26 protein-coding genes and 1 pseudogene are annotated in these 26,131 nt (G+C 69.9%); 13 read left to right on the top strand and 14 right to left on the bottom strand.

Annotated features, from left to right (window positions below; translation table 11 throughout):
• Nucleotides 1-278: 278 nt before the first annotated feature.
• The 5 genes from ACFYNS_RS10410 to ACFYNS_RS10390 all read right to left on the bottom strand — a co-directional run bounded on the left by ACFYNS_RS10410 (nt 279) and on the right by ACFYNS_RS10390 (nt 4,198).
• The gene (locus tag ACFYNS_RS10410; protein ID WP_360289547.1) at nt 279-1,142 is read right to left on the bottom strand and encodes a protein kinase; all 864 of its coding nucleotides are present in this window, start codon (nt 1,140-1,142) and stop codon (nt 279-281) included.
• Between the two features lie 280 nt (nt 1,143-1,422).
• Nucleotides 1,423-1,698, bottom strand: coding sequence for a hypothetical protein (locus ACFYNS_RS10405; protein ID WP_360289545.1), 276 nt, complete (start codon nt 1,696-1,698; stop codon nt 1,423-1,425).
• Between the two features lie 4 nt (nt 1,699-1,702).
• A complete protein-coding gene (gene soxR, locus ACFYNS_RS10400) occupies nt 1,703-2,332 on the bottom strand; it encodes a redox-sensitive transcriptional activator SoxR (protein WP_388602028.1) in 630 nt (209 codons plus the stop codon).
• Nucleotides 2,333-2,364: 32 nt separating this feature from the next.
• Nucleotides 2,365-3,132 (bottom strand): TetR/AcrR family transcriptional regulator, encoded by a 768-nt coding sequence (locus tag ACFYNS_RS10395; protein WP_360289543.1) that lies wholly within the window; start codon nt 3,130-3,132, stop codon nt 2,365-2,367.
• Nucleotides 3,133-3,250: 118 nt separating this feature from the next.
• Nucleotides 3,251-4,198 carry a diiron oxygenase gene (locus tag ACFYNS_RS10390; RefSeq protein ID WP_360289541.1) on the bottom strand — a complete coding sequence of 316 codons (948 nt, stop codon included), beginning with the start codon at nt 4,196-4,198 and terminating at the stop codon, nt 3,251-3,253.
• Nucleotides 4,199-4,399: 201 nt separating this feature from the next.
• Between ACFYNS_RS10390 and ACFYNS_RS10385 the strand changes: the two genes are divergently transcribed.
• Together ACFYNS_RS10385 and dnaK are read left to right on the top strand one after the other, a co-directional pair.
• Nucleotides 4,400-5,509 (top strand): ferritin-like domain-containing protein, encoded by a 1,110-nt coding sequence (locus tag ACFYNS_RS10385; protein ID WP_388602026.1) that lies wholly within the window; start codon nt 4,400-4,402, stop codon nt 5,507-5,509.
• Between the two features lie 62 nt (nt 5,510-5,571).
• Nucleotides 5,572-7,527, top strand: coding sequence for a molecular chaperone DnaK (dnaK, locus tag ACFYNS_RS10380; protein WP_388602024.1), 1,956 nt, complete (start codon nt 5,572-5,574; stop codon nt 7,525-7,527).
• A gap of 138 nt (nt 7,528-7,665) precedes the next feature.
• Here dnaK and ACFYNS_RS10375 read toward each other — a convergent pair.
• Nucleotides 7,666-8,203: pseudogene (locus ACFYNS_RS10375) on the bottom strand (MarR family winged helix-turn-helix transcriptional regulator).
• Nucleotides 8,204-8,222: 19 nt separating this feature from the next.
• On the opposite strand from ACFYNS_RS10375, the gene ACFYNS_RS10370 reads away from it, so the two are divergent.
• Nucleotides 8,223-8,768: a carboxymuconolactone decarboxylase family protein gene (locus ACFYNS_RS10370; RefSeq protein ID WP_388602021.1), complete on the top strand. Its 546-nt coding sequence runs from the start codon at nt 8,223-8,225 to the stop codon at nt 8,766-8,768.
• A gap of 98 nt (nt 8,769-8,866) precedes the next feature.
• Here ACFYNS_RS10370 and ACFYNS_RS10365 read toward each other — a convergent pair whose 3' ends face one another.
• A complete protein-coding gene (locus ACFYNS_RS10365) occupies nt 8,867-9,361 on the bottom strand; it encodes a DUF5949 family protein (RefSeq protein WP_388602019.1) in 495 nt (164 codons plus the stop codon).
• 251 nt (nt 9,362-9,612) lie between these two features.
• On the opposite strand from ACFYNS_RS10365, the gene ACFYNS_RS10360 reads away from it, so the two are divergent.
• Nucleotides 9,613-10,098: a hypothetical protein gene (locus tag ACFYNS_RS10360; RefSeq protein WP_360289531.1), complete on the top strand. Its 486-nt coding sequence runs from the start codon at nt 9,613-9,615 to the stop codon at nt 10,096-10,098.
• Nucleotides 10,099-10,235: 137 nt separating this feature from the next.
• On the opposite strand, the gene ACFYNS_RS10355 is transcribed toward ACFYNS_RS10360, so the two are convergent.
• The 5 genes from ACFYNS_RS10355 to ACFYNS_RS10335 form a co-directional block, all read right to left on the bottom strand.
• Nucleotides 10,236-10,646: a rodlin gene (locus tag ACFYNS_RS10355; protein ID WP_075001974.1), complete on the bottom strand. Its 411-nt coding sequence runs from the start codon at nt 10,644-10,646 to the stop codon at nt 10,236-10,238.
• A 147-nt stretch (nt 10,647-10,793) separates the two neighbouring features.
• The gene (locus ACFYNS_RS10350; protein WP_388602016.1) at nt 10,794-11,072 is read right to left on the bottom strand and encodes a hypothetical protein; all 279 of its coding nucleotides are present in this window, start codon (nt 11,070-11,072) and stop codon (nt 10,794-10,796) included.
• A 215-nt stretch (nt 11,073-11,287) separates the two neighbouring features.
• On the bottom strand, nt 11,288-11,878 hold the full coding sequence (locus tag ACFYNS_RS10345; protein WP_360289527.1) for a chaplin: 591 nt from the start codon (nt 11,876-11,878) through the stop codon (nt 11,288-11,290).
• Between the two features lie 162 nt (nt 11,879-12,040).
• Nucleotides 12,041-12,277, bottom strand: coding sequence for a chaplin (locus ACFYNS_RS10340; protein ID WP_019354583.1), 237 nt, complete (start codon nt 12,275-12,277; stop codon nt 12,041-12,043).
• 478 nt (nt 12,278-12,755) lie between these two features.
• Entirely contained in the window at nt 12,756-13,157 is a 402-nt protein-coding gene (locus ACFYNS_RS10335) for a rodlin (RefSeq protein ID WP_360289525.1), read from the bottom strand.
• A gap of 340 nt (nt 13,158-13,497) precedes the next feature.
• Here ACFYNS_RS10335 and ACFYNS_RS10330 point away from each other — a divergent pair, with 340 nt between their 5' ends.
• The 3 genes from ACFYNS_RS10330 to ACFYNS_RS10320 all read left to right on the top strand — a co-directional run bounded on the left by ACFYNS_RS10330 (nt 13,498) and on the right by ACFYNS_RS10320 (nt 16,569).
• A complete protein-coding gene (locus tag ACFYNS_RS10330; RefSeq protein ID WP_069992823.1) occupies nt 13,498-13,737 on the top strand; it encodes a chaplin in 240 nt (79 codons plus the stop codon).
• 398 nt (nt 13,738-14,135) lie between these two features.
• Entirely contained in the window at nt 14,136-15,071 is a 936-nt protein-coding gene (locus tag ACFYNS_RS10325) for a universal stress protein (RefSeq protein WP_360289521.1), read from the top strand.
• A gap of 601 nt (nt 15,072-15,672) precedes the next feature.
• Nucleotides 15,673-16,569 carry a hypothetical protein gene (locus ACFYNS_RS10320; RefSeq protein ID WP_360289519.1) on the top strand — a complete coding sequence of 299 codons (897 nt, stop codon included), beginning with the start codon at nt 15,673-15,675 and terminating at the stop codon, nt 16,567-16,569.
• Nucleotides 16,570-16,810: 241 nt separating this feature from the next.
• Here ACFYNS_RS10320 and ACFYNS_RS10315 read toward each other — a convergent pair whose 3' ends face one another.
• Nucleotides 16,811-17,911 carry a branched-chain amino acid aminotransferase gene (locus ACFYNS_RS10315; protein ID WP_388602011.1) on the bottom strand — a complete coding sequence of 367 codons (1,101 nt, stop codon included), beginning with the start codon at nt 17,909-17,911 and terminating at the stop codon, nt 16,811-16,813.
• A 427-nt stretch (nt 17,912-18,338) separates the two neighbouring features.
• On the opposite strand from ACFYNS_RS10315, the gene ACFYNS_RS10310 reads away from it, so the two are divergent.
• The 3 genes from ACFYNS_RS10310 (at nt 18,339) to ACFYNS_RS10300 (ending at nt 21,647) form a co-directional block, all read left to right on the top strand.
• Nucleotides 18,339-18,746, top strand: a complete 408-nt coding sequence (locus ACFYNS_RS10310; protein ID WP_360289515.1) for a YciI family protein — start codon at nt 18,339-18,341, stop codon at nt 18,744-18,746.
• A gap of 8 nt (nt 18,747-18,754) precedes the next feature.
• A complete protein-coding gene (locus tag ACFYNS_RS10305) occupies nt 18,755-19,927 on the top strand; it encodes an RNA polymerase sigma factor (protein ID WP_388602116.1) in 1,173 nt (390 codons plus the stop codon).
• 823 nt (nt 19,928-20,750) lie between these two features.
• On the top strand, nt 20,751-21,647 hold the full coding sequence (locus ACFYNS_RS10300) for a phosphotransferase (RefSeq protein WP_388602007.1): 897 nt from the start codon (nt 20,751-20,753) through the stop codon (nt 21,645-21,647).
• Here ACFYNS_RS10300 and ACFYNS_RS10295 read toward each other — a convergent pair whose 3' ends face one another.
• The gene (locus tag ACFYNS_RS10295; protein WP_388574431.1) at nt 21,648-22,904 is read right to left on the bottom strand and encodes a hypothetical protein; all 1,257 of its coding nucleotides are present in this window, start codon (nt 22,902-22,904) and stop codon (nt 21,648-21,650) included. It abuts the gene before it with no gap.
• Nucleotides 22,905-23,302: 398 nt separating this feature from the next.
• On the opposite strand from ACFYNS_RS10295, the gene ACFYNS_RS10290 reads away from it, so the two are divergent.
• From ACFYNS_RS10290 to ACFYNS_RS10280, 3 genes are read left to right on the top strand one after another with little or no spacing between them, the layout of a single operon-like run.
• Complete coding sequence (locus tag ACFYNS_RS10290; protein ID WP_388602114.1) at nt 23,303-23,842, top strand: bifunctional DNA primase/polymerase; 540 nt, start codon at nt 23,303-23,305, stop codon at nt 23,840-23,842.
• On the top strand, nt 23,832-24,134 hold the full coding sequence (locus ACFYNS_RS10285; protein WP_388602005.1) for a hypothetical protein: 303 nt from the start codon (nt 23,832-23,834) through the stop codon (nt 24,132-24,134). Before ACFYNS_RS10290 ends, ACFYNS_RS10285 begins: the two co-directional genes overlap by 11 nt.
• A 14-nt stretch (nt 24,135-24,148) precedes the next feature.
• Nucleotides 24,149-24,481, top strand: coding sequence for a hypothetical protein (locus tag ACFYNS_RS10280; RefSeq protein ID WP_388602003.1), 333 nt, complete (start codon nt 24,149-24,151; stop codon nt 24,479-24,481).
• Nucleotides 24,482-26,131: the final 1,650 nt, after the last annotated feature.

The raw sequence follows: 26,131 nt of genomic DNA, 5'->3' as shown, positions 1-26,131 counted from the left end.
GTCCTCCCGTCAGGCGGCAGTGTGGCCCGGCCCGGTCGTCATCGGGCGGAGGCGCTTCATGGCTGGTCGGAGTGGTGCTCCGGGAGGGCTGTGGTCCTCGGGGTGTCGAAAGCGCCCTGCCCATACCCCCACCCCCGCGCCGTGTCCAGCGACGGCGACCAGCTCCACATCACCCGAACGTGTGGGGATCTCGCCCTCGCCCCGCCACCTGCCCCCTGCCGGGGGCGAGCCGCCTTCGACGACAGAGGCGCTGCCGGCCGGAGACCGAGGGCAGCCGCTCAGCGGCTCCAGCCCCGGCGTCCGATCAGCTCCCGTGCCGTGTCCGCGAGTCGGCCGATCTCATGGAGATACGGGTTCGGAAGCCACTCCCGCGCCGGACGTGTCGCGGTTCCCGAGAGGTCCAGGGTGCGGGCCAGGGACTCCGGGTGCGGGCGGGACTCGGGGGCCTTGTGCAGGCATGCCAGCAGCGGCACGCACAGAGAGTCGGGCACCCCGGTCAGGTCGGGGTCCTCGCGGGCCGTGTGAAGCGGGTTTCCGGCGAACGGGTGCCGTGCGCTCGCCGCCAGCGCCAGTACGGTGCCCAGCGCGAAGACGTCCTCGGCCCCGCCTGCCGATACCCCCGAGCCGGAGCCGTCCAACGCGAGGCCGTGGTCCACGAGGCGCGGCCCGGCGGCCGTGAGCAGCACATCCGAGCCCCGCAGATGCCCGTGGGCGGTTCCTGCCGCGTTCAGCGCGGCCAAGGCCCGGGCGAGGCCGCCGCCCAGCGCGCGGACCGACATCTCCGGCAGCGGTCCGTAGGCGGCGACCAGCGCGGACAGCGGCACGCCCGGCACGAACTCCTCCGCGATCCATGGGTGCTCACTGTCGAGTTCGCAGCCGAACGCGTCGGCCACGAAGGGGCTGTCCACCGCTTCCGCGACCCGGGCCGTCTGCCGGCGCAGCCGCGCCCGCAGCTGCCGATCGCGCAGCAGTTCGGGCCGTACGGCGCGGACCGCCGCCGCCCGCTTGCGCCCGCCCCGTCCCGGGGTGCCCTTGCCCAGGTAGACACTGCCCGCGTCGCCGTGTCCGAGGACCCCGAAGAGCCGGAAGGGGCCGAGCTGCCGGGGATCCGTCTCGCGCAACCGCGCGATGCCTTCGATCACGCCAGCAGAAAACCCCCTCTCCGCCGCCCTGTCCAGGCTGATCGCGCGCCCGCGGCCGGAGCCGCCGCGACCAGGGAGCCTTCCGGAGGGCGTCGGGCCTCGAGCGGGACCGCTCCCGGGCCCCCTTCCCGGCGCCACCGGCACCACCGCCGCACCCATCGGCGGTAGCGCCCCCGCCTACGCAGCCGCCCGTACCGCCGCAGCCACTACATCCGTGCAGCTCAGGCTCACCGGTGCCGGCACCCGTGCCGCCCGGTCTCCGTGCTCGCAGCGACCCTTCTCAGCGGTCGCGCCGCCTGCGCCACGGCAACCGCTGCAGCGGACCCTTCGCCGCTCCCCCTTCGGGTTCGTGGACGTACGCCCAGCCCCGCGGCAGCCCCAGTTTGTTCAGCGCGGCAGGCTCGAGCCGATAGACATGGACGACCGTCGGGCCGCCCTCCGGATCCGGTACCGGTACCTCGTAGCTGCGCGGCGGCCTGCCGGTCGGACCCAGCGGCACCGGCAGCGTCCGTCCGTCGAGCGGTCCGCCGCGGAAAATCGTCTCCTCGCTGCGCACCCCTTCAGCTCCCCTCGGCTGCGCGGGCGGTGGCGGCGCGCGCCCGGCGGGTGCCGGGCGCCGCGTCGGGTGCCGCCTCGGCGGCACCCGCGTGCGCGATCCCCGCGGCGCCCGCCCGGCCGGTGGCTCCACCGCCGCGGCAGCCGGACGCGTCACCGTGAGCGGGATCCGGGCCGCACGGCTGGCTGAGCCGGCGGGCACCGGGGCCCTGATCGCCGAGCCGGTCCTGCGGGTTGGCCAGCGCACACGAGGTCAGCGACAGGCAGCCGCAGCCGATGCAGTCGGTGAGGTGGTCGCGGAGCTGCTCCATGAGGGCGATCCGCTGGTTGAGGTCCTCCCGCCAGCACTCCGAGACGGCCGCCCAGTCCTCGCGCGTCGGCGTCCGGCCCTCCGGCAGCACGGCCAGCGCCCCGCGAATGGCGGAGAGAGGGAGGCCGAGCCGCTGCGAGGCTCTGATGAAGGCGACGCGGCGCAGGGTGTCGCGGCTGTAGCGCCGCTGATTGCCCGAGGTGCGGCGGCTGTGGATGAGCCCTTCGCGCTCGTAGAAGCGCAGCGTCGAGGTGGCCACGCCCGCGCGTTCGGCCAGTTCTCCGACGGTGGCTTCCGGGGCCTTCCATGAGAGCTGAGTCGGCATGGCCGCAGCCTAGCTCAGACTTCAAGCATTATTTAAGTCTCGGACGGTCCCATGGGGCCGGGGAGCAGATGCCCGGACTCCGCGACCACCGGCAGCACTCTGCCGACCAGGTCGGCGACGGCGCCGTCGGGCTCCTCCAGGGCGAGCGCCCGCCGGGTCGCGGCTGCCGTCCGGGCGTCTCCGGCCGCCGTGGCGGTGAGCACCGCGACGAAGTGGTCCACCAGCCAGTCGCGCAGCTCCGGCAGCGGCGGCTGCTTGCCCTCGTCCAGCCAGATCAGCGAGGCCGCCTCCACCGCGGAGATCCATGTGCGCACCGCCATCCGCAGCCGCGGCGATCCGTGGCCCCCGTCGTCCCCGTCCGCCGCCAGATGGGCGAGGATCTGGTCGGCCGCGTCCCTGCGGACCTCGTCGACCATGGCGTCCGTCCGGGAGGTCTCCACCACGCTGCCCCCCTGCAGCAGTGCCATGAAGCCCGCGTCATGCTGGTCGACGAAGCCCAGGTAACGGTCCAGGGCGCGGGACAGGCGGATGGTCAGGGGTCCGGTCGGCGGCTCGGCGAAACACTGTTCGAGCTGGTCGGCGGCGCTGCGCAGGGCCGCTTCGTAGAGCTGCTGCTTGCCTCCGGGGAAGTACCGGTAGACGAGGGGCCGCGACACCCCGGCAGAGGCCGCGACGTCGTCCAGCGACACGTCCTCGGGGGGCCGGTGCGCGAACAGGCCCAGTGCGTGTCCGAGCAGTTGGCTGCGCCGCTCCTGCACACTCAGCCTGCGATACGCCGGGGCGGTGCCGCTGCTGCTCATGCATGGCAGCGTAACCGCCCGGCGGCCCCCGGTGCCCTCCGCGTGCACCGGAGCTCCTCACCGGGGCTTCACGCGGCCCTCACCGGCGGCGGTCATCGACGGTGAGGGCCGAGGGCGCTCACTTGGCCAGCAGCCCCGAGCTGACCCACAGTTTCCTGCCCACGCCGCGCAGTACGCCGATCTCGTCCAGGAAGTCGGTCAGCCGCCTGGCGCCGTTCTGCATGACCTCGCGGCGGTGCCCGCTTGCCTTCACCTGGGCGACCGCCTCCCTCCTGTCCAGGCCGACGTTCTCGTAGACCTGCGGATTGACGAAGGAGAGGGAGAAGACGCGGGCGGCCTCGCCGGAACTGACCCGTGTCAGTTCCGCCTCCCAGCGGGGGCAGCTGACCATCTGGCGGCGCAGCTCCTCGCGCGCGTAGCGCACGTGCCGGGCCTCCTCGATGACGTGGATCCGGGTCACGCCGCGAATCAACGGCTGGATGCGCTCGTCGGGGAAGGTCAGCCGCTGCATCCAGTCCAGGATCTCCTCGCCCAGCAGCGTCGCGGTGAACGAGCCCGGCGTCGTGGAGATCGTCTTGAGCAGCCGGGCCATGTTGTGGTGCAGCCTGGAGACGGGGTACGCGGGTGCGCCACCCTGCTTGATCATGCGCGCGAACATCATCGAGTGCCGGCACTCGTCCGCGATCTCGGTCAGCGCGTAGCGGACGTGATTGCTGGTCAGCGGCTTGTCGTAAATGTGCCGCACCAGCAGCTGCATGAGGATCACCTCGAACCAGATGCCCAGCGACGCGAGTGACGCCGCCTCGTGCCGGGCCAGGTCCATCCGCTGTTCCTCGGACATCCGCCGCCACAGCGGGGTGTCGTAGAGCGACACCAGCTCCGGCGGCCAGAACCACTTGCCGTCTTCGAAGGGGGCGTCCCAGTCCAGCTCGGTGTCCGGGTCGAAGGAGTGCTTGCGGGAGGACTCCAGGAGGCGCTCGGCGACCTGTTCGCGGTCCTTGAGCAGGCCGAGGGCGTCCTTGAGCACCTTGTGTTCCTTCTCGGCGATGTCAGGCGCTGTCGTCATGCTGAGGCACCTCTTCGTCGGGCGGCGCCGGTGCTCCCGTGGGTGTTACCGGCGGTCACATCTACTGTTCCCTCTTATGAGACTGCGTGTCAGTAAGGACGTCAATCCCTTGCGCGCAACTTGTTGACCGTGCAGTAACCCACGTGTGAGCCTGCCAACTATTCACCCTCACCGGGCAGTCCGTGACTGAAGGAGATGTCCGTGTCCACTCACGATCTCTATGTGCACGCAACCGATGCCCCCCTCTGGCAGGTTCCCTCCTCCGGCAGCGCCCGCTTCTCCTGGGAGTACGACGACGGCCGCGACCGTCTGCTCGCGCTGTACCAGAAGGGCAAGGACAAGCAGTGGGACGGGCAGCGCCGCATCGACTGGGACCTGGAGGTCGACCCCTACGACCCGCTGGGCACCCCTGACGAGGCCATGACGCTGCATGGCACGGCCTACTGGGACAAGATGAACGAGGCCGAGCGCGGCGAGCTGCGCCGGCACTACGCCTCCTGGCAGTTCAGCCAGTTCCTGCACGGCGAGCAGGGCGCCATGGTGTGCGCCGCGCGGATCGTGGAGTCGGTGCCCGACATGGACGCGAAGTTCTACTCCGCGACGCAGACGATGGACGAGGCCCGGCACGCGGAGATCTACGGCCGCTTTCTCCACGAGAAGGTCGGCATGCTCTACCCGATCAACGACAACCTCCAGTCGCTCCTGGGCGACACCCTCCGCGACTCCCGCTGGGACATGCCGTACCTGGGCATGCAGGTGCTGATCGAGGGACTGGCACTGGCCGCCTTCGGCATGATCCGGGACACCACGGACAAGCCGCTGCCCAAACAGATCCTCGCCTACGTCATGCAGGACGAGGCCCGCCACGTCGCCTTCGGGCGGATGGCGCTGCGCGACTACTACAAGCAGCTCTCCGACGCGGAGCTGCGGGAGCGCGAGGAGTTCGTCATCGAGGGCTGCTATCTGATGCGCGACCGGCTCAAGGGCGTCGAGGTGCTGGAGAACTTCGGCATCCCGCGGGCCGAGGCGGAGACCTTCAGCGAGCAGTCGGAGTACCTGCAGCTCTTCCGCAAGCTGCTCTTCAGCCGCATCGTGCCCTGTGTACGCGACATCGGCCTGTGGGGCGAACGCCTGCAGCGCGCCTACGTCGACATGGGCGTCTTCGAGATGGGCGACCAGAACCTCGACCTGCTGATGGCCCAGGACGAGGAGATCGCCGAGAAGCTGGACGCCGAGCGCTTCGCCGCAGAGGAAGCCGAACGGACGGCTGAGGTGGCCGAAGCCATCGAGGAAGGCAAGACTCAGGTGTAGCCCATCCGGCACTCCACGGCTCGCGGAGGCCGGCGCTCCTGAGGCTCCTGAGGAGGACGGCCATGGCACGCGCTGTCGGAATCGACCTCGGCACCACGAACTCGGTGGTCAGCGTCCTGGAGGGCGGTGAACCCGTGGTCGTCGCCAATGCCGAGGGCGCCAGGACGACGCCGTCCGTGGTCGCGTTCGGCAAGGGCGGCGAGGTGCTCGTCGGGGAGGTGGCCAAGCGGCAGGCGGTCACCAATGTGGACCGCACGGTGCGCTCCGTGAAGCGCCACATGGGGGAGGCCGCCTGGCGCTTCCCGGAGTCCGGGAGCATCGACGGGACGTCGTTCACGGCTCAGGAGATCTCCGCCCGGGTTCTGCAGAAGCTCAAGCGGGACGCGGAGAGCTACCTCGGCCAGGACGTCACCGACGCCGTCATCACCGTCCCCGCGTATTTCAACGACGCGCAGCGGCAGGCCACCAAGGAGGCCGGTGAGATCGCCGGACTGGAGGTGCTGCGCATCGTCAACGAACCGACCGCCGCGGCCCTCGCCTACGGTCTCGACAAGGAGGAGGAGCAGACAGTCCTCGTCTTCGACCTGGGCGGCGGGACGTTCGACGTGTCCCTGTTGGAGATCGGCGAAGGCGTCCTGGAGGTCAAGGCCACCGCGGGGGACACGCACCTGGGCGGTGACGACTGGGACCAGCGCGTGGTCGATCACCTGATCGAACGCTTCAGGAACGCGCACGGAGTCGACCTGTCCCAGGACAGGATGGCCGTGCAGCGCCTCCGGGAGGCCGCGGAGCGGGCGAAGATCGAGCTGTCCTCGGCCACCGAGACCACGATCAGTCTGCCCTACATCACCGCGACCTCCGAGGGGCCGCTGCACCTGGAGGAGCAGTTGACGCGGACCCGCTTCCAGCAGTTGACAGAGGATCTGCTGGAGCGCTGCAGGGTCCCCTTCCACCAGGCCGTGGAGGACGCCGGAGTCGACCTGTCCGACATCCACCACGTGATCCTGGTCGGCGGCTCCACCCGGATGCCCGCGGTGACGGACCTGGTCAAGAACCTCACGGGCCGGGATCCGCACAAGGGGGTGAACCCGGACGAGGTGGTGGCGATCGGCGCCGGGCTCCAGGCCGGTGTGCTCAAGGGCGAGGTCAAGGACGTTCTGCTGCTGGACGTCACCCCGCTGTCCCTCGGTATCGAGACCAAGGGCGGCATCATGACCAAGCTGATCGAGCGGAACACCACCATCCCGACCAAGCGCTCGGAGACCTTCACCACCGCGGAGGACAACCAGTCCTCGGTGCAGATCCAGGTCTTCCAGGGGGAGCGGGAGATCGCCGCCTACAACAAGAGGCTGGGAGTGTTCGAGCTGACCGGCCTGCCTCCGGCGCCGCGCAACGTCCCGCAGATCGAGGTCACCTTCGACATCGACGCGAACGGGATCATGCACGTCTCCGCCCGGGACACCGGTACCGGCAAGGAGCAGAAGATGCAGGTCACCGGCGGCTCTGCGCTGCCACGTGACGACATCGAGCGGATGGTGCACGAGGCGGAGCAGTACGCCGAGGAGGACGCGCGGCGCCGCGAGGCCGCCGAGACGCGCAACCAGGCCGAGCAACTCGTGCATCAGACGGAACGGCTGCTCGCCGACACCGGACCGGGCACCGTGCCGTCCGAGACCCGCTCCGAGGCAGAGGCGGCCCTCGCCGACCTCCGGGCGAGGCTGGCCGAGACGCCCGAGGACCCGGCCCGCGCCACCGAGCGCACCGCGACGCTGCGCGAGGCCGTCGACCGTACCGCCGCCGCGGCACAGCAGATCGGCACGGCGATGTACGCGCAGGCACGGAGCGGACCGTCCGGCGGTGAGGGGCAGCAGACGTCGGGTGGAGAACCGCGTCAGGGAGGCGCACCCGGGGACGAGGACGTGGTGGACGCGGAGATCGTCGATGACGAGGAGCCCGGCGGCTCCGCCGGAGCGGGGAGCGGCCGGGAGGGCGGCGGGAGCGGCCCCGGAGGAACCTGACCGGGTCTCCCGGCCGGAGCGTGCCAGGGGCCTGCCACAGGGCGCCGGCAGGGGCCGCTGGGCGCTGGCCGCGCCTGGCCGTAGCGCGCGGGCGGGTGCCCCTCCCGCCGGGGACTGGGCAGGGACCGGATCCGCTGGTCAGTCCCCGAACCATCCCGCCGCGTCCAGGCCGAACGCGGCAGGCCCCACCACCGTCTCCAGTGCGTCCTCCAGCTCCGCCAGGCGCTCCTGCCCCAGCCGGTCCGCCCATCGGCCGCGCAGTTCCTCGAAGACCGCGCCGGAGAGCACCAGTGCGTCCTGGCCGCGCGGTGTGAGTCGTACCAGCTTGCGCCGTGCGTCCGCGGGGTCGGAGACCCGTTCCGCATAGCCCAGTGCCGCCAGCCGGTCCACCGTCTTGCCCGCCGCCTGCTTGGAGACGCCGAGCCGTCGCCCCAGTTCGCTCGCCGTCACCCCGTCCCTCCCCACGGCCTGCATCGCGAAGCCGTGCACAGGGCGCAGTTCGGGGTGCCCGTGGTCGGCCAGTTCGGCGTGCAACTGGTCGATCAGCGATCGGAACCCGGCGAACAGCAGCAACGGCAGCTCGAAGCCCAACCGTTCCCGGTCAGCCATGACGAGGTCCGCACTCGACAAATTCGACAACCTGGTTTACTTTTTTTTCGACAACCACGTTGACCATTCTAGGAGAGGGGACCGACGTGCCCGAAGCCGCCTTCACGGATCTCACCCCGCAGTCAGCTCCCGCCGGTTCACGCCGTGCCATGGAATCCACCCGGCAGCGCCTCGGCTTCCTGCCCGCGGCGGTGGCACGCCTTGCCGCCTCGCCGCACACCCTTGAGGCGTTCATACGGATAAGCGCCGCCTTCGAGGCCACCAGCCTGGACCCGCAGGCGCGCGAGACGGTCGTCTTCACCGTCGCGACCCGCAACAGGTGTCATGTATGCGTCGCCATGCACACCCGTAAGCTGCGCGCCCTGCGCGCGGACGAGACACTGATCGCAGCCCTGCGCGAAGCCCGCCCGCTCCCCGACGAACGGCTCGAGGCCGTGCGGGTGTTCACCCTGCGGGTGCTGGACCGGGCGGGGGATGTCGGAGAGGAGGCGCTCGAGGCCTTCGCCGCACACGGCCACACGCCGGAGCAGGCGCTGGAAGTCGTGCTGGGGATCGGCGCGTACACCCTCTCCACCCTGGCCAACAGGCTGACCGGCGCCCCTGTGGATGCCGAGCTGGAAGCGTGTGCCTGACTGGTGCTCCGCCCGTCAGCCGACCGGTCGTCCGCCTTCAGTCGGCCGGTCGTCCGCCGTCCGCCGCCCGGCCCCGCGCACGACCGGGCGGCCCGGATTCAGCCCGCCAGTCCCCGTACGGGCAGCATGCAGTGGGCGGCGGTGGACATCATCTCCTCGCTGACGAACTCCCGCAGAGCCTGCTCGCCGATCTCGAGGCCCGGCCGCGCCTGCGGCCAAGGGGTGCTCGCGAGCATGAAGTAGACGAGTCCGCGCTCCTGCGCCGCCGCGAGCCACTGGGGCGGCGCCACGTACTGCGCCGTCAGCTTCGGCATCCGCAGAACGGCCTGCCCGCCCTCGACGAGCAGGGTCACCGGGAAGTTCCGGTTCTCGGCGGCGTTCACCACCTCACCCGCCGGCAGCCCGACCTCCCGGGCGAGCTTCCGCATCGCGTGGGAGGCCGCCTCCGGGCCGTCCGCGCCGTCGCCGAGCGAGTAGGCGAGCAGGAAGGCCATGTCCCGCCCGTCCTCGTACTCGCCCGCCCAGCCGATCACGGTCAGGGTGCCGAACTGCTGCTGCTGGATGCCGCCCGGGGCGGCATGGGGGGAGGTCATGGATCGGCACCCTAGTGGCGACGGAGGACCCCCACGACACCCGAATCACCCGCAATGACCACCCTCCGGCCCGTGAGTACGCCACCGGGGGTCAGGTTCGCTCGTCTGTGCGTCATCAGTGCACTGACGCCGGTACTCCGGCCGTGCCTCGGCCGGGTTGGAGCCCGACGGAGACGGTCGACTACTGTGTGGAGTCGCACGGTGACACGTTGTGTCCCGTCTTCCGTACGACTCGTACTCGGTGGTGACACATGCTGAACTCCCGACCTGCCCGTCACAGGGCACCCTCCCAGCGCGTCCTCCTGCGGGCCGGACTCCTCGCGACGGTCCTCGGGGCCGCCGCGCTCGGTTCGGGCGGCCAGGCGGCGATGGCGGCGGAACACGGCGGCGCGGCCGAGAAGAGCGGCGTCGCCGAGGACCTCGACGCGGCGGGCAAGGGCGGCGCCGTCGCCGCCCGATCCGCTGCCGAGGGTCTCGCGGCGCCGGCCAGGGAAACGGTGCGCGGCACCGGGATCGCCCTCGCCAGGACCCTGGAGACGGTCACCGGCCTCCAACTCGACCCGCTGGCCAACACGGGCACGGACCCCCTGGACAATGCCGTGGGCACCCAGGTCGCCGACTTCCGCGCGGTGAGCACCGCCGCGCTCACCGGCCCCCTCGCCCGCGGTGCCTCGCTGGGCGAACTCCCGCTCGTCGGCCCTGTCGCCAACGGCGTGATCGACGCGCTGCCGCGCTGAGCGCGACGCCGTGGTGCCGCGCAGCGGCACCACGATGAAGAAGCCACCGGCTGGATGCCGGTGGCTTCTTCATGTACGGAACTTCTCCGTGCGGATCCGCAGGACGCGGACCGCGGCCGGGCCGATGGCCCGGTGGCTCAGCGGTTGCCTTCGCCGTTCCCGGACAGGACCGGGATGTCGTCCAGGATGTGCGACAGCGAGTCGTCGCCCTTGGCCTGGGTCGAGTTGTCCGAGCACTGCTGGTTCTGCGGGTTGTGCAGGACGTTGATGTCCTGGACAGCCACGTTGATCAGGCCCACCAACGAACCGACGTTGACCTTCGCCGGCACGCCGACGCAGAGCTTGTTCAGGGTGCCCTGGACGGCCTGGAACTGCGGGCTGCCGTTGCCGTAGGTGGCGGCGTTGCCGAAGCTCTGGTCGGCGCCGTTCCCGTTCACCGAGGTGGTGCCGGTGTCGTTGCCGACGGCCAGCGCCTGCGGGGCGGCCAGCGCGGAGACGCCGACGAGCGAAACGGCCACCGTAGCGGTGGACAGAGCCTTCTTCATCATGGGTATTACCGTTCCTCTTCGAAGAGTGCGGAAGTCTGGGACGTCGGGTTCAACTGTCTTCCGCTTCATGAGTTGTTCTTTTTCACCTGAATGGTGAATCCCCGGAATCCTCCGTGACGAGGAAATCCGTTCGCCAGGCGGTGCCGGTCACCCGAGTAGCGGCAGACCGCCGAGCAGATTCTGGTCGCTGGTCAGCTCCCCGTTCTTCGTCGTCTCCTCGACGGTATTCACGAGGGCGTCCGCCTGCGGGCCTTTGACGCCGACCGGGGGATAGGTGAGAAGCTCACCGCTCGCGAGAGCCTTGTCGAGAGCGCCGTTGAGGCTGAAATTCGGTCCCACCGGGGGCGCGTCGGCCGAGGCGGGCGTCGCGGCTCCCAGCGCCAGCACCGAACCCGCGACGGCGGTGGCGGTCTTGATGTACTTCATGGGGCGTTCTTCTCCCGGTACGTTTTCGGCTTTCCGGCGGAGCTCCGACAACGGGACCGCCGGGGAGAAACCCTGTGCCTGCGAGCGGTGCGCACCGGCCCGCGGAAAGCCGCAGACAGAATCGCGGAACAGCCCAGTGGACTGTTCCGCGATTCCTTCGCGTCGCCTTCGCCCCGCCGTTGCCGAGGTGCCGGACGCGTGCGGACACGGTCCGCTCAGACGCGGCGGCTGGTCGAACGGCGGTAGAGCACCGTGCCGCCCAGCAGCGCGGCGGCACCGAGGGCCCCGACGGTCCAGGCGCTCTCCGAGCCGGTCTCCGCCAGCTCCTCGGGCGCCTCGTCGCTCTGCGGCGTCACCGGGGTCTCGGCAGCGGCTTCCTCCACGGGGGCCGCGGGCATCTCCGGCTGCTCGGGAGCACGCTCCTCGACGGGCTCCTCGGCCGGCTTCTCCTCGGGCTCCGCGGGCTTGTCCGGGGTGCGTCCCTCGGGGCGCTCCGGCGGTTCCTCCTCGATCTGGCGCGGCGGCTCCGGCCGCGGCGGGTGATGCGGGGTCACCGTCTCGTGGTGTCCGTTGGCGCAGCTGTTGCCGAACGAGGGGTTCAGCACGCCGACGATGTCCACGGTGTTGCCGCAGACGCTGGCCGGAATGTGCACCGGGGCCTGCACCGCGTTCCCGGACAGCACCCCGGGGGAGTCGGCGGCGCCACCGCCGGCTCCCGCGTCGGCCTGTGCGTACCCGGCGGCTGCGGCCAGCACCCCCGTCGTCGCGGCAGCGGTCAGGAGGCTCTTGCTCAAGACCTTTCGCATGGTCTCTTCCTGCTCTCATTCTGGTGCGGAAGGCGCGGACGGTGCGGAAGCCCCGCAGTCTCCGTCCGCGTCTCAGGAGACCGGACGGCTCCGGTGCGCGGGCTCACACCCCGCGCGCCGGAGCCGGTCCGAACTGGTTCCCGCTCACGAGGGCGGGGAGTGTCAGTCGGCGACGCAGGTGTTGCCGAACGCCGGGTTGAGCAGCCCGATGACGTCGATGGTGTTGCCGCAGACCTGGACCGGAACGTGGACCGGAACCTGGATGACGTTGCCCGAGATGACGCCGGGCGAGTTCGCGGCCCCGCCCTGGGCGCCGGAGTCGGCGAGGGCCGGAGCGGCGGCGGTGCCCAGGGCCATCAGCGTGCCGGCGGCGACGGTCGCGACCTTCGTGTACTTCACGTGGGAGTCCTTTCTTAAGCGGGTTTCGTTGGACCACGGATTTCGTATGTCCACGAGTGCTGGCTCATCGCCCGCAACTCCGCTGCTGCCATTCGTAACGATGCCGCGTTCCGTACGACACGAGTTATGCAGAATTCCGACTCTTATCCCTCGGACGGCCTAATTGTGCGACCGGCCCGGTCGGACGTGTTTCCGGGCGCCACCCGTTGTCGGGACGCCGATTCCGGCCGCAGGCCGGGCTGTTGATTCCCGCACGTCGTCCGCGGAGGCCCGCGTACCGGTCGCCGCCCCCCGGCGCGTGTCCCGGACCGCTGGGGGCGGCCTGTGCTTTCGGCGGGCTCGGTGGTTCGCCTGCTCGACGAAAGGTTGGACAGGGCTGGAAAGACTGGAAAAAGACCTGGGAACAGCGCAAGGCCCGGGGCGCGCTGCGCCCCGGGCCCGATGCCCGCGTTCCGCTCCGGTCGCGGTGGGAACCGCCTCAGCGGTTGCCGGCACCGTTTCCGGAGAGGAGGGGAATGTCGTTCAGGACGTGCGAGAGCGGCTCGTCACCCTTGGCCTGGGTGGAGTTCTCGACGCACTGCTGGTTCTGCGGGTTCGACAGGACGTTGAGGTCCTGGACGGCGACGTTCAGCAGGCCCACGAGCGAGCCGACGTTGCCCTTCAGCGGCAGGCCGATGCAGGGCTTGTTCAGCGACCCCTGGATGAGTGCGAACTGGGGGCTCCAGTTCCCGTAGGTGGCCGAGTTGCCGTACATCTGGGACGCGCCGTTGCCGTTCACCGTCGTGGTGCCGTGGTCGTTGCCGACGGCCATGGCCTGCGGGGCGGCGACACCGACGACGGCGGTGGCGGCGGCGGCCGTGGCCAACGCGTTCTTGATCATTGATAGTCCAATCCTGATGTGGAGCTCAGACGCGGAGCGCACTGGACAACTCGGCCGCTCGGGGTTGGTTGCGCAGGTTCACCCGGACGACGACTCTCTGACCTGCGCAGATCTGATACTCGTTTCATCAGCCCGACCTGTTCGTCTGGCTTTTTCGACTGATTTGCCCCCGGCTCGCCGCCCCCTCCCGGTTCGCCCGGCCCGGAGCGGGGGCGGTGCGACCGCGCCGTCGGCCGATCGGTGGACGGGAGACCCCCGGCCGTGCCTCCGCCGGTACCGCCGCGTTCACCAGTCCGCGGCGCCGAGCCGGGGCCGTGAACAACCCTGTGGAGGAACGCACATGAAGACCCCGAAGAAGGCCGCCCTGGTCCTCACCTGTGCCGGGATGGCAGTGGGTGCCGCCTCCGGCTCCGCTTTCGCGGACGCGGGTGCCACCGGTGCTGCGACCGGTTCGCCCGGTGTGGTCTCGGGCAACGTCATTCAGGTGCCCGTCTCCGTCCCGGTGCAGGTCGTCGGCAACACCATCGACGTCGTCGGCGTACTGAACCCCGCTTTCGGGAACCTCGGCGTCAGCCGCTGATCCTCGACGGCCCCTCCCCGCAGCCGAATGCCGCCCCATGCCGCCCCATGCCGCCGATCAGCGGCCTGCCGTTCCGCGGTGGGGCCCGCCACCGGTCCCCGGCCCGGACGATCACTGACACCGGCCGGGGACTGCGGGGGGAACCGATCGGTCCGGCCTCCCGCCAGGTCCCGGTCCGACCTCCGTTCGCCTCCCCGCCCGACCTCCTCCCGGCCCCGCCATGTGCGGGACCGCGCATGCATTCCCTCCCGGCCCCCGGCCCCCGGTCCGCCCGTTCGGGCCATCTGCCGCTGCCGTCCCGGCCCGCGGGCGGTATGCCTGGAGTGACGCAGGAGGGACGCACCCGACCACGGCTCCGCAGCGCGGTGGCGGGTGGGGCCCCGGAAGGGAGCGCCGCCGTGAGCGGGACCGTTGTGGTCGGTGTCGACGGTTCCCCGTCGAGTCTGGAAGCCGTCGATGTCGCCGCCCGCGAGGCGAAGCTCCGCGGCGGCTCGCTGCACGTGGTGCACGCGTTCGTCTGGCCGACGATGAAGGTCCCGCTCGGCCCGTCCGCCGTGGGTCCGCCCGAGGGCGGGCTGCGCAATCTCGCCCACCGCACCGCGGAGGAGGCCGCCGCGCGTGCGAAGAGCTCCCAGCCGACCGTCGAGGTCAGCCACGCGGTCATCGCGGGGGAGCCGCTCTCCGTGCTCGCGACCGAGTCGCGCGACGCCGAACTCGTCGTCGTCGGGGACCGTGGACTCGGCGGCTTCACCGGACTGCTGGTCGGCTCCGTCGCCGTCTACCTCACCGCGCACGCAGAGTGCCCTGTGCTGGTCACCCGCGGCAGGAAGCACCCCGCCGGACCGGTGGTGCTCGGAGTGGACGGCTCCGATGTGGGCGACGCGGCCGTCGGCTGGGCCTTCGAGGAGGCGTCCCTGCGCGGTGCCGAACTCGTGGCGCTGCACAACTGGAACGCCTGGACCGGACCCGTCGCGGCAGGGCCGAGCATCCAGGTGCCCACCTACTACGACGTGGACCTCTACCGCGCCGAGGAGGAGCGCGTGCTGACGACCGCGATCAGCGCCCGGCGCGAGCGGTACCCCGATGTCCGGGTGACGCCGCGGCTCGTCCAGGAGTACACCCGGCAGGCGCTGATCGCAGCCAGCGAGGAGGCGCAACTGCTGGTCGTGGGGGCCCGCGGCCTCGGCGGCTTCACGGGACTGCTGCTCGGGTCGGTCAGCCAGGCGGTGCTCCACCACGCGTACTGCCCGGTGGCGGTCGTCAGAGGGGATCGCGAGCACCGGCACGGGACGAGCCACCGTCACCACAGGGGGTCGGGGTGGACCGGGCAGTGAACGGCCCGGAGTCGGGCAGTGGCATGCCGCGGCCTCGTTGCACCAGGGGCGGCGCCTGACACGTCGGGGTCGACATGTCTGCCTCGGGGGGGCGTGTTCACTCTCCACTCACCTGCGCGCTGCGGTCGCAGGCCGTGCGCGACCGGTCGCCTGTCATGTACTCGAAGGCGCAGCAGTGCCCCGAAGTGTGGAGCCCGTCGAACGATACCGGCCACGATGGCCGTGCCGGGTCAGCCGTCCAAGGTCGAATTCCGCCCGATCCGCCGAGTCGCCCTGACCGTTGAGGCATCCTGCCGGAACGTGGACCGGGAGGTCCGGGCCCTTCGGCATCCGTCCCCTCCCGGTCCCCCGGACCGTGACCGCCCCTCGGACCTGCACCAGGAGCTCCGCCATGTGTGCCTGCTCTCGTCCGCCCACGCGGCGGCTGTCCCACCGCCTCCGAATCGCCGTCACCACCGTCCTGGCCGCGGTCCTCGTCGCCGGAACCACCGCGAGCTGCGCCGGAGGACACCTCCCCGGAGCGGACGGCTCCGGATCCGGCGACCGCAGCGCCCGCGGCGGTGCCGGCCGAACGGGTGGACCGTCGCATCCGCGCGCCCCCGTGACCGCCGTACAGGCCCGCCGGATCCTCGACCGCTACGAGCGCATCGCGACCCGCGCCGACCGCAACCGCGACGCCGCCCTGCTGGCCCACGTCGCTGCCGGAAACGCGCTGGAGCGTGCGACGGCGGACTACGAGCAGTACGACGCGCTGCCGCGCGCCGAACGCGCCGCGTTCGCCCGCCCGACCAGCTTCCGCAGGCCCGAGTTCCACATTCCCGCGGGAGCCCGGTGGTTCATGGTGACGGCCACCCGCACCTCCCCCGAACCGCAGAACACCGTGCTGGTCTTCGCCCGGAACGGGAAGGACGAGCGGCCGCAAACCACCGGAGGACACGACAGCGCCCCTGTGGCCGCCTGGCGGCTGCACGCCGCGCTGCCCCTCCAGGCCGGGCAGCTGCCCCGGATCTCCACGACCCGCTCCGGCCTCGCGGCCGAGGCGGGAATCACCACCAGGAGCGGCGCCCTGCGCCCGCACGATGTCCCCGAGACGTACGAGGACCTGTGGCGCACCGGCGGCACCGGCGAGGCGGCGGCACTGGCACCCAACGCCGTGACCGAGGAAGCACGCCGCACCTACCGCCACCGCGACGACGAACTGGGCCCGGAGCGCGCCCGAAGACGCTTCGTACCGACACGGCCCAGCCACAGCGAGAGCTACGCACTGCGTACCGCCGGAGGGGGAGTGCTGGCGGTCGTGCCCCTCGCGCACGAACAGCGGCTGCGCGTCACCGAACCCGGATACCAGATCACCCCCTCCGACGAGGAAGCCGTCTACGACGCGACACCGCGCGACTCCGTGGTCAGCACCTTCCACGGTCAGGCGCTCGCCCACCTGCCGCAGCACGGACGTCCCGCGGTGCTCTCCGCGAAGTACGCGCTGGTGGACTCGCGGTGAAGCCGGCCACCGGAGAGCATCGTGGACCTGGACCAGGCTCCGTGAACGCGGTCGGACGCCTCCCCGCGAACCACCGGTCCCCTCAAATCGACCACCCGGCCGATCACGGCAGGGCCTCGTCGAGGCGCGGGGCACTGCCGAGCTCAGCCGCTCCCCGGAAGCGCCCGGGGCACCCCGCACGCCCAGGACGCGAGACCGCCCGGTGAACCCGCCCGGGGCGGGCCGAGCGAGGTGACGCAGCTCAGCACACGCGGTGCAGCCAGCCGTGCGCGTCACCGGCGCGGCCGTACTGGATGTCCAGAACATGCTCCCGCAACTGGAGCGTCTTCCTGCCCGGCGTTCCCCCGCCCACGGTGAGCGCGTAGCCGCCACCCTCGGAGTCCTCGCCCTTGAACCCGGTGATCGGAGTGACCACGGCGGCAGTGCCCGCCGCGAACGCCTCGACGAACGTGCCGTCGGAGATCCCCGCGCGCAGTTCGCCGACCCCGACGGAGCGCTCCACCACAGTCAGCCCGTGCTGGTCCGCCAGCGCCATCAGACTGTCCCGGGTGACGCCCTCCAGGATGGTGCCCAGCTCCGGAGTGACGAGACGGCCGTCCGAGGTGACCAGGAAGAGGTTCATCGTGCCCGACTCCTCCAGGTTCCCCCTTCCGGCACTGTCGAGATACAGCACCTGGTCGCAGCCGTGCTCAGCGGCCTCCTGCTGCGCCACCAGACTCCCGGCGTAGTTTCCGCCGCACTTGGCGGCACCCGTACCGCCTTCCGCCGCGCGGCTGTACGTCGTGCTCACCCACAGGGTGACCCCGGTGACCCCCGACGCGAAGTAGGGCCCCGCGGGTGACGCGATCACCGCGTACTCGGCCCGGGCCGCGGGCCGCACCCCCAAGAACGCCTCCGAGGCGAACATGAAAGGCCGCACATACAGGCTCTCCTCGCCCGCGGGCGCCGGAACCCACGGCTCGTCCGTGCGCACCAGCGCGGTGACACCGGCGACGAAATCCTCCTCGGGCAGCACCGGCAGCGCCAGCCGCCGCGCGGACCGTGCGAACCGCCGCGCGTTCGCCTCCGGCCGGAACAGCCACACACTGCCGTCGCCGTGCCGGTACGCCTTCAGCCCCTCGAAGATCTCCTGCGCGTAGTGCAGCACGGCCGCACTCGGATGCAGCCGGAACGGCTCCAGCGGACTGACCCTGTGCCCCGTCCAGCCGGCCTCCGCGCTCCAGGTCGCCGAGGCCATGTGATCCGTGAAGTACCGTCCGAACCCCGGCGCCGCCAGGATCGAGGCGCGCGCGTCCTCACCCACGGGCCGCTCACTGCGCACCACTGCGAACTCCGCACTCACCCTCGGCTCCTCCCGCCACGACCGGCACCGGGCATCGTAAGTCGCCCGACCCGCCCCGGACGCGGCTCGCCCGCGGCACGGCGCGGCGCCCCTCCGTACGTCGTACGGCGCCTCACGCTCGGGTTCGTGCGGCGCAACGCGCACCACCGACCCGACACCACCGGCCGGCCCCCGGGCGCGGCCGGAGCCGGTCCGCCCGGGCTCGTCCACAAGAGCCGAAGAAATCTCGGCGAGGGATGTCGAGAACCCGGGGCCGGCTCCGTCCCCGGGGTGAATACGAAAACAATCCGGAACAGCCTGCACACGCGGAACAGACTGTGAACACCGCACAGACTGTGAATGCGGAACAAGCTGTGAACACTCAGGAAGAGCCCCGCAGACTGTGAACGCGGCGACAGGGGCCGCGCCCGCACCGAGGAGGACCACGATGGCCAAGTACCTGCTGCTCAAGCACTACCGCGGCGCCCCGGACTGTGTGAACGACGTCCCCATGGACCAGTGGACGCCGGAGGAGATCTCGGCACACGTGAAGTACATGCAGGACTTCGCGGCGCGACTGGAGCAGACCGGCGAGTTCGTCGACGCCCAGGCACTCGCTCCCGAGGGGACATTCGTCCGCTACGACGGCGAGGGCCGCCCGCCGGTCACCGACGGTCCGTTCGCCGAGACCAAGGACCTCATCGCCGGATGGATGGCCATCGACGTCGACAGCTACGAGCGTGCCGTCGAACTGGCCGGGGAACTGTCGGCCGCACCGGGCGCCGACGGGAAGCCGATCCACGAATGGCTCGAGTTGCGCCCCTTCCTGACCGAGCCGCCCACCGTCACGGAGTGACCCGACAGATGGACGAACTCCTGCTCCGGCGCCTCGCGCCGAGCGTGCTCAGCATCCTCGTCCGCCGCGGAGCCGACTTCGCGGCGGCCGAGGATGCCGTGCAGGAAGCGCTCATCGAGGCGCTCCGCGTCTGGCCCGCCACCTCCGCGCAGGACGCTCCCGACGGCGGATCCCCCGTGCGGGACCCGCAGGCCTGGCTGGTCACCGTGGCCTGGCGCAAGTTCCTCGACGCCACCCGGGCGGACAGCGCACGCCGCAGACGCGAAGACCTCGTAGAGGAGCAACCGGCCCCCGGCCCCGCCGGCTCCGTGGACGACACACTCCAGCTCTACTTCCTGTGCGCCCACCCGTCGCTGACACCGTCGTCCGCGGTCGCGCTCACCCTGCGCGCCGTCGGCGGGCTGACCACCCGCCAGGTCGCCCAGGCGTACCTGGTACCCGAAGCGACCATGGCCCAACGCATCAGCCGGGCCAAGCGCACCGTCTCCGGAGTACGGTTCGACCAGCCCGGCGACCTCGCCACCGTGCTGCGCGTCCTCTACCTCGTCTTCAACGAGGGCTACAGCGGTGACATCGACCTCGTCGCCGAGGCCATCCGGCTCACCCGGCAGCTCGCGGCCGCCGTCGACCACCCGGAGGTTGCGGGGCTGCTCGCCCTCATGCTGCTCCACCATGCCCGACGCCCCGCCAGGGCCGCGCCCGACGGCAGCCTGGTGCCGCTCGCAGAGCAGGATCGCGGGCAATGGGACACCGGGGCGATCGCCGAGGGCATCGCCATCCTGCAGGCAGCCCTCGCCCGCGACCGTCTGGGCGAGTACCAGGCGCAGGCCGCCATCGCGGCGCTCCACGCCGACGCACCCACCGCCGAGGAGACCGACTGGATCCAGATCCTCGAGTGGTACGACGAACTCACGCGCCTCACCGACAGCCCGATCGTCCGGCTCAACCGCGCCGTCGCCGTCGGCGAGGCCGACGGCCCGCGCGCCGGACTGGCCGCCCTCGCCGCTCTGGACGACTCCCTGCCCCGCCACACCGCGGTGGCCGCCCACCTCCACGAGCGCGCCGACGACCGGGCGACAGCAGCGCGCCTGTACGCCGAAGCGGCCCGCAAGGCACCCAACCTCGCCGAACGCGACCATCTGACCCGCCAGGCAGCCCGCCTCAACGCCTCCTCTCCGTGACGGCTTCCGCGTCGGCGCCTCCGGGAGGCGACCTCCGCGATCGACCTGGGCTTCGTCTCTGCTCACGGTCCGCTCGGTGGGTGCGGTTCTGCACAGAAGAGGGATCGACTGTCGGAGTCCGTGCGGGCCGAAGCAAGGCGGGGCGTTGACCGAGGTGACGTTGAAGAGCCTGGTCGGACGCCGGGACGGCCGAGAGCTGTGCAGCCCTCGAACCGGGTCTGCTCTGCCCTGCCGCCCACCGCCGCCACCGTCCCTTGACACGGGTCACATGGCGTGGAAACTGGGACATAGACCAGAAAACCGGAGAATCGCACCGTCGGTAGAGACGTCTATCGGCAAGAGATTCCCGCAGGCTCTGGCGAGGCCCCCGAAGCCCCTCGCTGCCGGAGCCTCGGCGACGACCGAGGTTGATGGCAACGATGCGGACTCCGGGGACTGTTTTGTGTCACGGGGAGGACGCAGGCCCGCGGACGCGTCCCCACGCCGAACATGACCATGACGTCGTCGCAGCGCGATCACCGTCAACGGGCTGCTGCCGACGACTTCAGGTGGTAACGAACCGCGTAGACGACAAACGCCCTGTGACCGTCATCAACATGAGTCACAGGGCGTTTCAGTACTTCGTTCAAAGTACCCCCGGCAGGATTCGAACCTGCGCACACGGCTCCGGAGGCCGACGTGCTTCTCCGCGTCTGCGCAGGTCGGCGCACTGATCGGCTCGGGCTGGGGGTGCGTCACGCCGCGCATACGCCGTGGGCGCTCTGTAAGCGGCGACTGCGAAGCGATACCGTCGACATGATCTATGCGGCGGGGAGGCGCGAGCATGACGGCGGAGTTCACTGCTGAGTCGGCGGGCGCGGTGCTGGGGGAGGCGTGCCGCTCGGCGGGGCTCGACCCTACGGGCGCGGAGCTGCTGCGCCTGGGCTCCAACGCGGTGTATCGGCTGTCGACCGCGCCTGTGATCGTCCGGATCGCGCGGGACACCGATGCCTTGGACGAGATGTCGCGGGCGGTCGGGGTCGCTCGCTGGCTGGAGACGGAGGATTTCCCCGCCACCCGGGTCCTGGGCGACGTGGAGCAGCCGGCCGTCATCGGTGGCCGGGTCGTCACGTACTGGGTGAACCTTCAGGACGAAGTCGAGTACGCCCGCCTGGACGAGCTGGCCGACCTGCTGAAGCGGCTGCACTGGCTGGAAGAGCCGAAGTCGCTCGGACTGCCGCACTACGACCCGTTCGGCAAGGTGTGGGACTCGCTGCGCACACTGGATGGCGCTTCGGAGGCGGACCGGGCGTTCCTGGAGGAGCGGGCCGGAGAGCTGAACAAGGCGTATGACCGCTTGGACTTCGTTCTCCCGTTCGGCATGATCCACGGAGACGCCAACGTCGGGAACTGCCTCCGCGACCGGGCCGGCCGCGCTGTCCTCATCGACCTCGACGGCTTCGCGCTGGCTCCTCGTGAGTGGGACCTGGTCCTCACCTCGCTCTACTACGAGCGCTTCGGCTGGCACACGCGGACCGAGTACGAGTCCTTCGTGCATCACTACGGGTTCGACCTGATGAACTGGCCGGGCTACCCGGTGCTGGCTGACGTGCGTGAGCTGATGATGACGCTGTGGCTCGGGCACCAGGTGACGACGAACAGCAGGGCTGCGGAAGAGTTCCCCCGTCGGGTCGACAGCATCCGGACCGGAGGCAGCCGGAAGGATTGGCAGCCGTACTGATCAGCGACTTCCGTCGTGCTGTCCCTCCGTAGCGGTCCACAGCCGGTGCCCATTCGCCTGCTCGCGGAAGGAACGAACAGCGGCTGTCTCTCCCACTGCCGACAGGCCGTCCCGGAACTCCTTGAGGTAGCTGACACAGCGCGCTGACTTGAGCTGTTCTCCAAGATCAAGAGCGTCGAGGGCTACGCGGCATGCCTCTTCGGGATCTCCGGCCCGAAGGTGGGCGTCGGCAAGGACCATGGTGGCGAAGAAGTCGCTTCTCACATGGCTGCCGCTCATGGCGTTCTCAGCGTGGGCCACGGCTCGGCGGGCGCTGTTCACGTCGCGGAAGCAGTGGGCGGCCTCGGCTGCCAGCTCGGCCTCGTCGAAGTAGGTGATCCATTCCGGCTCGTCGCTGCTGTTGCGGCTCTCCAGCGCCTTGGTGGCCTCGCTGAGAGCTTGTTCGCACGCGCGGATGTCACCCGTACGGGCAAGGGCACGGGCCTCCATCGCGTGGAACTGCGCCATCAGGGTCGGCGTCGCCACGCCAGAGATGCCCATGCGTGCGGCTCGGGCGAGTGTCGCGGCCTCGGTGTAGTTGCCCAGGAACGTGGCCTGGTGGCTCATCGCGGACAGTATGCTCCCCGCCAACCGGCGGTCGTCGCCGTCCTGGGCGAGACGGAGCGCCTGGAGGAAGTACCGCTGAGCAAGGCCGTGGTGACACGCGTCGTACGACATCCAACCGGCCAGCAGAGTGGACTCCGCGACTGTGGAGAACAGCGCCCGGCCGACAGCTTCCGTGTACTGGCCCGTGAGTAGGGGCGCCACATCCTGGCTGAGGTACTGGACGACGGACTGTCGCGCATGCTCGCCGCCGAACCGGTCGTCCATCTCGGCGAACATGTCACTGGTCGTCTTGATCATCGCTACGTCGGCAAGTCCCACCCGTGCGCCATCCGTGCGGGCGGTCGACGGGAACGAGGGGTCTGGCGCGACCAACCACCGAAGAGACGCTTCGCTCCACGCGTGCTGTGACGCCTCGGAGAGCAACAGCGGCTCGTAGCCGTGCAAGTCAGCGCGCCACAACTGGCTGACGGTCTGAAACGCCTCCTCCGGGGTCGGGGGATACCGCGTCTCCAGCAAGCGGGAGTCCTGGCCGGCGGCGGCACTCAGCCCCAACTCGGCCGGAGCGATGTCGAGCGCCTCGCAGATGAGTGCCCCGTAGAACTCGTCGGGCGTGCTGTGCCCGTTCTCCCAGGTTGCGATGCGGCGCTTCACGCTGTCGTCGGACGGGAGTGCCTTCCCGTGGCGCTTCGCGCACCGTCGCAGCTCGCTGACGAGCCGGAGCTGTCCCCAGCCGCGGGCCTTGCGAGCCGCGCGGAGCAGTTCCCCAAAGGACCGGTTCGCTTCCGTTCTGATCGCCTCCCCGCGCTTCCGACCAGATGCGATGCCCTGCTGGCCTCTCCGAATCTACGGAATGTGATGCCGCGCTGTCTGCTCGTAATGCGGACCTCTTGCCTCCTTCGGCAGATGATCCAGGGTGACGCGGGGCTGGAGGGCACGTCATCCCCCGTCACCTCTCGTCATCTGCCCAGCTCAGGGCGGTGCGGCCGAAGGTGGTTCCTACGCGGCCAAACGGCTGGGGCTTGGACCAACTGAGGTGATTCGACGTGCAGATGATGACAAGAAGGGGAGTTCAGTGGATCTCCTGCGCAGCCGATGACCCGGACGAGTGCCGGGAAGCCTGGCTGGTTGACCCTCGACGCCCCTACGCGTTTCCGGCTGGACGCTTCTTCGACGTCGTGGTGGTCGGACAGCGGGTCGGGCTGGAGACGTTCGACCAACTCCAGCGCCACGGTATGCCGCTCGGGCCCGTGATGGCGGACCGCGCCTCCGGCCAGGTCGGCTTCTTCGTCCCCACCTGGGCGCGCGAGCCGTTCCGCCGCATGGTCCAGCAGGAGTCGACGGACGAAGCACCTGAGTACCGCTATCTGGGTGAGGGCTCGGTAGTGGTCGTTCCCGGGCCGATGCCGCTGACGGGGGATCGCTACGTCTGGCTGCGGGCTCCGATGCGTCGACCGGAGGCGTCCCCTTCGCGTATTGCGGCGCTGGCCGCGATGTTCGTCGCCGCGTCGTCTGTCGTGGCTCGGGCGGACCGATACGGCCGTGAGCAGACGGCCGCCTCCGCGGAAGGGGAAGCCACCCATGCCGGCTGACCACGAACACAGCAGCGACAGCGCGAGCTGGTCCCCGCTCGACAGCGAGGAGTGGTACGCGGCGCGGGACGCGGTCGCCGGGCTCCGGGACGTACTGATCGCTGCGGGGATGGAACGCGACTTCCCCTACCTGCGTGCCGACCTGAACGCCTTCGGGCACGGGCTGATCGAACTCGGCCGCATCTCGCCGGAGACGGCCGAACGGCTGGCGGAGCTGCTGCGGCGCGCGCTGGAGACCACGTACGACGTGCCGGGCACGGGCACGAACGGCCGTCAGCAGCGGAACGACTGAGTAGAGCGGATGAGGTGGACGACGTGACGGACCCCAAGGGCGTATGCGCGCGACCTGCGGATTGCTTTACCCCGGGTGTGGCCTATGTACGCGGATGGGCCGATGGCAAGCGCGCCGCTGACGGCCTCGCGGAGGTGCTACGCGCGGTCGGCCTGGAAGTGGACCTGCCGGGGCTCAAGGCCGACGTGAACGTCTTCGGGGACGGCGTCGTCACCCTCGGCACGGTACGTCCGGACGCTGCGAGGCTCCTGGCGGACCTGCTGACGACTGGGCTCACGGCGGAGATGGCTTGGCCGGAAGACGGCCGCCCTGGGCTCGGAGGCGCCGCTGACAGTTCAGCGGCATAGCACCGCCCGGCGAACAAGCCTGCCAAGCAGTACAGGTGGCTCGTCGTCGGCCGGGACCGGCGCCCCAGCGCCGCAGCCCGAGCCGAACGACGAGCCACCTATGCGTTGGCTGAGCTATGAGCTTGGGAATCACGGGCGGCTGCACCCCGTTGGCTGGCTGACCTGGGTGAACGGCGTCCGCCGACTGTTGCTGTTGCGTACACGATGACCGGCATTGACCGCGGTACACCGCCCGTTCTGGTGCGCATCTGGTGCGCTGGTGGTGCGGCTCTGCGCCGTTGCCGACCTCTTTGTCCCGTACTACGAACGGCGTGGTTGGAGGGGGCGGGGCTTGTACGGCTGGTGCGGACTGCTGCGGCAGGCCCGAGCACGAAGCGCTGTCCCACAGGCCACAGTCGGTTCAGTCGCAGTGATGTGTAGCGGGAGCAGCTGATCCGACATTGCCAGCCAAGGGACGCTGCTTCACCTCAGGGCTGGTGTCGCCACATTTTCGCGAGTGATCGCAGCCATGACGCTAAGCTATCTGATGCTGGGACTCCAGAGAATCGAAGGTAAGTTCGACATGATCGGCGGTCTCTGAACCCCGGCAATGGGGAAATTGAGGACTGGGGATCATGGGCACAACATGAACGGCCCCGGGGGGAAATGGTGCGATGTAAGAATGCGGCAAGAGCAATAAGTTCTAACGACACGAGAAACCTGTATGCAGATTCAGCGGGGCGTTGCCAAAACCCGAGCTGTCTGAACCCAGTATTAGTCAGGGCCGCGAATAGAGCCCGGGTCAACGTTGGCGAGCTGGCACACATTATTGCCGCTTCCCCCAAGGGTCCCCGGGCCAATCCTGAGATCAGCCCCAGCGCATTGGCGCTCGAACAAAATCTGATACTTCTTTGCCTGATCTGTCACAAGGTTGTGGACTCAGAAGAAGCAGCATATCCTGTCGAATTGCTTCGACAGTGGAAAAGCTCGCACGAGGCCCGGGTCTCCAACGCTTTCGGTGCGCGTTCTTTTGATCAGCGCGAAGAAGCCCGGTCTGCGCTTGAACCCTACCTTCGCTCGAATCGGACCACATTCGACGCCTTCGGCCCCCAATCAGAATCTTCATGGAACCCTCTATCGGATGCTGTCGAAATTTGGAGGGTAAGAGTTCGCGAGGTGATCATCCCTAACAATCGAATGATTCTAAGACTTCTAGACTCTAATGGGCACCTCTTGCATTCCACCGAGATGGCGACACTGGAAAAATTCCGGGTCCACGTTGAAGAGTTCGAACGGAAGCATGTATTCGGCGCCACTTCATCATCGGTTCCAAAATTTCCGGAAGAAATGAATCAGATGTTCAACTAAGGGGGGCCGCGACATTCCGGATGGTGGCTACTACGCAAAGGTTCCACGGCCTGAGTCAATTGAGGCCGTGAGGAGGGCATTGCACAGACACGCTGCCGTTTCCCGCTATAACGAGATTGCTCCGCAGCTCTATGAAATACTTCGCACTGAGAGGTCCACAGTCACACTGTACGTCACCAACGTCTACACTGTGGGTGTCGCTGACGTGCAAGAAATTATCGAGGAGCACCCTGCTGTAACCTGCATTCTCACTGTCAGCGCTTGGAACAGCTATACGAGGCAAGCCAAGGAGTATGCGAAGTC

Source organism: Streptomyces sp. NPDC006925, from assembly GCF_042869575.1.
Taxonomy (GTDB): Bacteria; Actinomycetota; Actinomycetes; order Streptomycetales; family Streptomycetaceae; genus Streptomyces.
This window is presented reverse-complemented; position numbering and strand designations above follow the sequence as displayed.